Origin of the sequence: Kitasatospora sp. MY 5-36, from assembly GCF_001182915.1 — a bacterium.
In the GTDB taxonomy this organism is placed as follows: Bacteria; Actinomycetota; Actinomycetes; order Streptomycetales; family Streptomycetaceae; genus Kitasatospora.
In genome coordinates this window covers 1-5,106 of the sequence record NZ_LFVW01000738.1, presented here as the reverse complement: position 1 = coordinate 5,106, position 5,106 = coordinate 1, and the positions used below count along the sequence as shown (strand labels likewise).

At 72.5% G+C, this 5,106-nt stretch carries 4 protein-coding genes and 1 pseudogene; 1 reads left to right on the top strand and 4 read right to left on the bottom strand.

The window, feature by feature from the left end; all coding sequences use genetic code 11:
* Positions 1-370: pseudogene (locus AE652_RS34895) on the top strand (SAM-dependent methyltransferase); the annotation flags it as partial.
* An 82-nt stretch (positions 371-452) separates the two neighbouring features.
* Here AE652_RS34895 and ftsH read toward each other — a convergent pair.
* The 4 genes from ftsH to AE652_RS34875 form a co-directional block, all read right to left on the bottom strand.
* Positions 453-2,453 carry an ATP-dependent zinc metalloprotease FtsH gene (ftsH, locus tag AE652_RS34890; RefSeq protein WP_082346171.1) on the bottom strand — a complete coding sequence of 667 codons (2,001 nt, stop codon included), beginning with the start codon at positions 2,451-2,453 and terminating at the stop codon, positions 453-455.
* Between the two features lie 92 nt (positions 2,454-2,545).
* Complete coding sequence (locus AE652_RS34885) at positions 2,546-3,070, bottom strand: GNAT family N-acetyltransferase (protein WP_082346170.1); 525 nt, start codon at positions 3,068-3,070, stop codon at positions 2,546-2,548.
* Positions 3,071-3,147: 77 nt separating this feature from the next.
* Entirely contained in the window at positions 3,148-4,713 is a 1,566-nt protein-coding gene (gene ffh, locus AE652_RS34880; RefSeq protein ID WP_049658994.1) for a signal recognition particle protein, read from the bottom strand.
* 180 nt (positions 4,714-4,893) lie between these two features.
* Positions 4,894-5,106 (bottom strand): ACT domain-containing protein (locus tag AE652_RS34875; RefSeq protein ID WP_159028643.1); only part of this gene is annotated, 213 nt, incomplete at its 5' end.

The window sequence follows — 5,106 nt, the reverse complement described above, 5'->3', positions numbered from 1 at the left end:
CGCCTGGGGCCCGCCGGAGCGCTGCGAGAGCGCCCCGGTGCTGGACGTGGCCCGGCGGATGGCGGGCCGGACCACCGCGCGCGACCCGTTCGAGCTGAGCGCGCCCGGCGCGCTGGAGGACCTGCTGGCCCCGGCCGGCCTGCGTCCGGCCGGCAGCGGCCGGGTGAGCTGCCCGTTCGCCTACGCCGACCTCGACAGCGCGGTGCGCGGGCTGCTCTCCACCGGCCTGTTCGAGCCGGCCGAGGAGTTCTCCGGGGCCTCGCTGGTGGCCAAGGAGCTGGAGGAGGTGCTCCAGCCGTACCTGCGCGCGGACGGCTCGGTACGGATGGAGAACCTGTTCCGCTACCTGGTCGCCGAACGGTCGCGCTAGGCGGGACGAGGAGGCCGAGGAAGAGCGGGTACGAAAAACCGAGGGCGCCCGCCACCATGGCGAGCGCCCCCGGCCCCCGGCTTCACGCCCGGTCGATCGACTTCCCGTCAGCCCCGTCGGCCCCGTCGGACCCACCAGGCCCGCCGGACCCGCCGGCAGGCCCGTCGGAACCCTCGGAGCCCTCCCGCGGCACCCCCGCCGCCCGGTACGCCGCCGCCTCGTCCAGCGTCTCCGCCTCCAGCAGCGCCGCCGCCAGCGCGTCCAGCCGGTGCCGCTGCTCGGTCAGGATCCGCACCGCGTCGTCGTAGCACTCGGAGACGATCCGCCGCGCCTCCTCGTCCACCGCGTCCAGGGTGGTCGGCGCGGCGGAGAGCCCGTACGCGCCCTGCGGGTCGGAGGGCACCGCGGTGAGCCGGCCGACCCGCTCGCTCATCCCCCAGCGTCCGGCCATCCCGCGGGCGATGTTGGTGACCTGCTCCAGGTCGCTCTCCGCACCGGTGGTGATCACCCCGTAGACCACCTGCTCGGCCGCCATGCCGCCGAGCGCGCCGATGATCCGGCCGCGCAGGTACGGCTCGGTGTACGAGTAGCGGTCGTTCTCCGGGGTGGAGAGGGTGACGCCGAGCGCCCGGCCGCGCGGCACGATGGTGATCTTGCGGACCGGGTCCGCGCCGGGCTGGAGCATGCCCAGCAGCGCGTGCCCGCTCTCGTGGTACGCCGTGCGCTCGCGCTCCTCCTGCGGCATCACCAGCGGCCGCACCGCGCCGAGCTGGACCTTCTCCAGCGCGTCCGAGAGGTCCCGCTCGTTGACCGCGTCCTGCTTGCGCTTGACGGCCAGCAGCGCGGCCTCGTTGACCAGGTTGGCGAGTTCGGCGCCGGTCATCCCCGGCGTGACCTTGGCCAGCTGGTTGAGGTCGGTGTCGCCCGCCAGCGGGACGCTGCGGCTGTGGATGCGCAGGATCGCCGCGCGGCCCTCCCGGTCGGGCGGGCTGACGGTGATCCGCCGGTCGAAGCGGCCGGGGCGCAGCAGGGCCGGGTCGAGCACGTCCGCCCGGTTGGTCGCGGCGATCACGATGACGCCCTCGGAGCCGCTGAAGCCGTCCATCTCGGTGAGGATCTGGTTGAGGGTCTGCTCGCGCTCGTCGTGCCCGCCCATGCCGCCGCCGGCGCCGCGCTGGCGGCCGATGGTGTCGATCTCGTCGATGAAGATGATCGCCGGGGCGACCTTGCGGGCCTCGGCGAACAGCTCGCGGACCCGGCTGGCGCCGACGCCGACGATCATCTCGATGAACTCGGAGGCGGAGGCGGAGAAGAACGGCACGTTCGCCTCGCCGGCCACGGCCCGGGCCAGCAGGGTCTTGCCGGTTCCGGGCGGGCCGCTCAGCAGCACGCCGCGCGGCATCTTGGCGCCGAGCCTGCGGTACCGCTCGGGGTTCTTCAAGTAGTCGACGACCTCGGTGAGTTCGGCCTCGACCTCGTCGATGCCGGCCACGTCGGCGAAGGTGGTGCGCTTGCCCTCCTCGGCGGTGACCGGCTTCGGCGGGGCCTTGCGGCCGAGCGGTCCGCCGCCGAGCCCGCCGGCCATCCGGCGGGCGAGCAGCACCCAGATGAAGATCAGCAGCAGCATCGGGGCGAGCGAGATCAGCAGGTTGGTGAGGAAGCTGCGCTGCTGGACCGGCGAGGTGGCGGTGACCTCGACGCCCTGCTGCTGCAGGGTGGTCCAGAGGTTGTCGCCCGCGAAGGAGGGCCGCTGGGTGTCGAACTCGGTGTAGTCGCCCTTGCCGCCGTCCGGCTTGGGCTGGGCGCTCTTGAGGGTGCCCTCGATCGCGTCGCCCTTGGCGTAGATCTTGGTGATGTTGCCCTTGTTCAGCTGGTTGTTGAACTCGGTGTACGAGATCGTGGTGGCACCGGCGGGGCCGAAGAAGGACAGCAGCAGGTCCGAGATCAGGAACACCACGAGGGCGGTGAGGGCGAGGCCCACCCAGCCGCCGGGCATCCGGCGCTTGGGCGGCGGCGGGGGCGGGGCGCCCTCCGAACGCCAGGGCTGGTCGGGGGTCTGACGTGGCGGCACGGGTTCGGTCACCCATCGGACAATACGGACAGGCGCTCGGGCGGGCCAATCGCAACGCCGCGCCCGGACCGCCGGACGGCCGCGCCGACCCCTCCCACCAGCGACTATGCGGCTGCGCCCGGCCACTCCTCGGCGGTCAGCGCGAACCGCTCGTGGTCGCGCCAGTCCCCCTGGAGGAACAGCATCCGCGGGGTGAAGCCCTCGTGCCGGAAGCCCAGCCGCTTGGCCATCGCGATCGAGCGCTCGTTCTCCGGCTGCACGTTGATCTCCAGCCGGTGCAGCCCGAGCCCGTCGGCCGTCTGCGGGGCGAAGCAGCGGTCCACGACCAGCCGCATGCCCTCGGTCATCCGCCCGGTGCCGTTGAACGGGACGTACGAGTCGTAGCCCAGCGAGGCGTTGCAGAACCGGCCCATCACGATGTTGGCGACGTTCACCTTGCCGACCAGTCCGCCGGTCTCCCGGTCGACGATCAGGAAGGTGCGCAGCCCGGACCCCTGGCGCTTCAGCAGGTCGGGCAGCCCGTCCGGCTCGACCGGGTTCCACCGTCCGATGTGTTCGGCGGACCGCCGGACCGCTTCGGCGTACCCGGCCGTGTCCTCGGCCCTCGGGGCCCTGATCATCACTCGCATGCCCCCATCATCGGACACGCGATCGGCCCGCCGCCCGGAAACACCGGACGACGGGCCGACGGGAGCCGGTCGGAGGACTACAGCAGGTCCTTGAACTCCTTGGGCAGCTCGAAGTCGGCCGGGCCCTTGCCCGCGCCGAGGCCGAACGCGCCGCCGTCCGCCGGGCCCTGGCCGGCGCCCGGGCCGAGCGCGCGGCGCTCGGCGGCCGCGGCCTCCTCCTGGGCGCGCTTCAGCGGGTTGCCGCTCTTGCGCTTGCCCTTGGCCTGCGGGGCCTTCTTGCCGGACTTCTTGGCGCCGCCGCCCATGCCCGGGATCCCCGGCATGCCGGGCATGCCCTTGCCGGAGGCCATCGCGGACATCATCTTGCGGGCCTCGAAGAACCGCTCGACCAGGTTCTTCACCTCGCCGACCTGGACACCGGAGCCCTTGGCGATGCGGGCCCGGCGGGAGCCGTTGATCAGCTCCGGCTCGGCCCGCTCGGTCGGGGTCATCGACTTGATGATCGCGCCGACCCGGTTGACGTCCTTGTCGTCGATGTTGTTGATCTGGTCCCGGATCTGGCCCATGCCGGGCAGCATGCCGAGCAGCTTGGAGATCGAGCCCATCTTCTGGACCTGCTCCAGCTGGGACAGGAAGTCGTCCAGGGTGAACTGCTTCGGACCGCCGCGCAGCTTGGCGGCGATCTTCTCCGCCTCCTCCTGCGAGAAGGTCTGCTCGGCCTTCTCGATCAGCGAGAGGACGTCACCCATGCCGAGGATGCGCGAGGCCATCCGGTCCGGGTGGAAGGCGTCGAAGTCGTCGACCTTCTCGCCGTTGGAGGCGAACATGATCTGCCGGCCGGTGACGTGCGCGACCGACAGGGCGGCACCGCCGCGGGCGTCGCCGTCGAGCTTGGAGAGCACCACGCCGGTGAAGTCGACGCCGTCGAGGAAGGCCTGCGCGGTGGTGACCGCGTCCTGGCCGATCATCGCGTCGACGACGAACAGGACCTCGTCCGGGTTCACCGCGGCGCGGATGTCGGCGGCCTGCTGCATCAGCTCGGCGTCGATGCCCAGGCGGCCTGCGGTGTCGACGACGACGACGTCGTACTGCTTCTGCTTGGCGTACTCGATCGAGTCCTTGGCCACCTGCACCGGGTCGCCGACGCCGTTGCCCGGCTGCGGGCCGTAGAAGGCCACGCCGGCGCGCTCGGCGACCACCTGGAGCTGGTTGACCGCGTTGGGGCGCTGGAGGTCGCAGGCGACCAGCAGTGGGGTGTGCTTCTGCTTCTTCAGCCAGTGGCCGAGCTTGCCCGCCAGGGTGGTCTTACCGGCACCCTGGAGACCGGCCAGCATGATCACCGTCGGGCCGCTCTTGGCGAACCGCACCCGTCGGGTCTCGCCACCGAGGATGGAGATGAGCTCCTCGTTGACGATCTTGATGATCTGCTGCGCCGGGTTCAGCGCACCGGAGACCTCGACGCCGAGCGCCCGCTCCTTGACCTGCTTGATGAAGGCCCGGACGACCGGCAGCGCGACGTCCGCCTCCAGCAGCGCGATGCGGATCTCGCGGGCGGTGGCGTCGATGTCCGCCTCGCTCAGGCGGCCCTTGCCCCGGAGGTTCTTGAACGTCGCTGCGAGGCGATCGGAAAGGGTGTCGAACACGTCGTCGCGGGTCCTCTGCGGCATCGGAATCGGTACGGTCGTCGCCCCCCAGGGTATCCGGCCGCCCCGGGTACGGTCTCCACCCCTGCTCCCGAAGCTCCTCCACCCCCGTTCCGGGAGCTCCTCCACCCTCGCCGCCGAGGCCCGACGGCCCCCGCCGCCGGAGCCCTCCGGGGCGCGTCAGCCCAGTGCGGCCCGGACCGCCGCCGCCACCTCGCCGGCCCGCCGGGCGGTCAGCGGACGGCCCGCCCCGTCGGTCAGGTAGAACGAGTCGACGGCCTCCGCGCCCAGCGTGGAGACGTGCGCGGTGCGCACCCGTACGCCCGCCCCGTCCAGCGCCCGGCCGATCCGGTGCAGCAGCCCGGGGGCGTCGTGCGCGCGGACCTCCAGCAC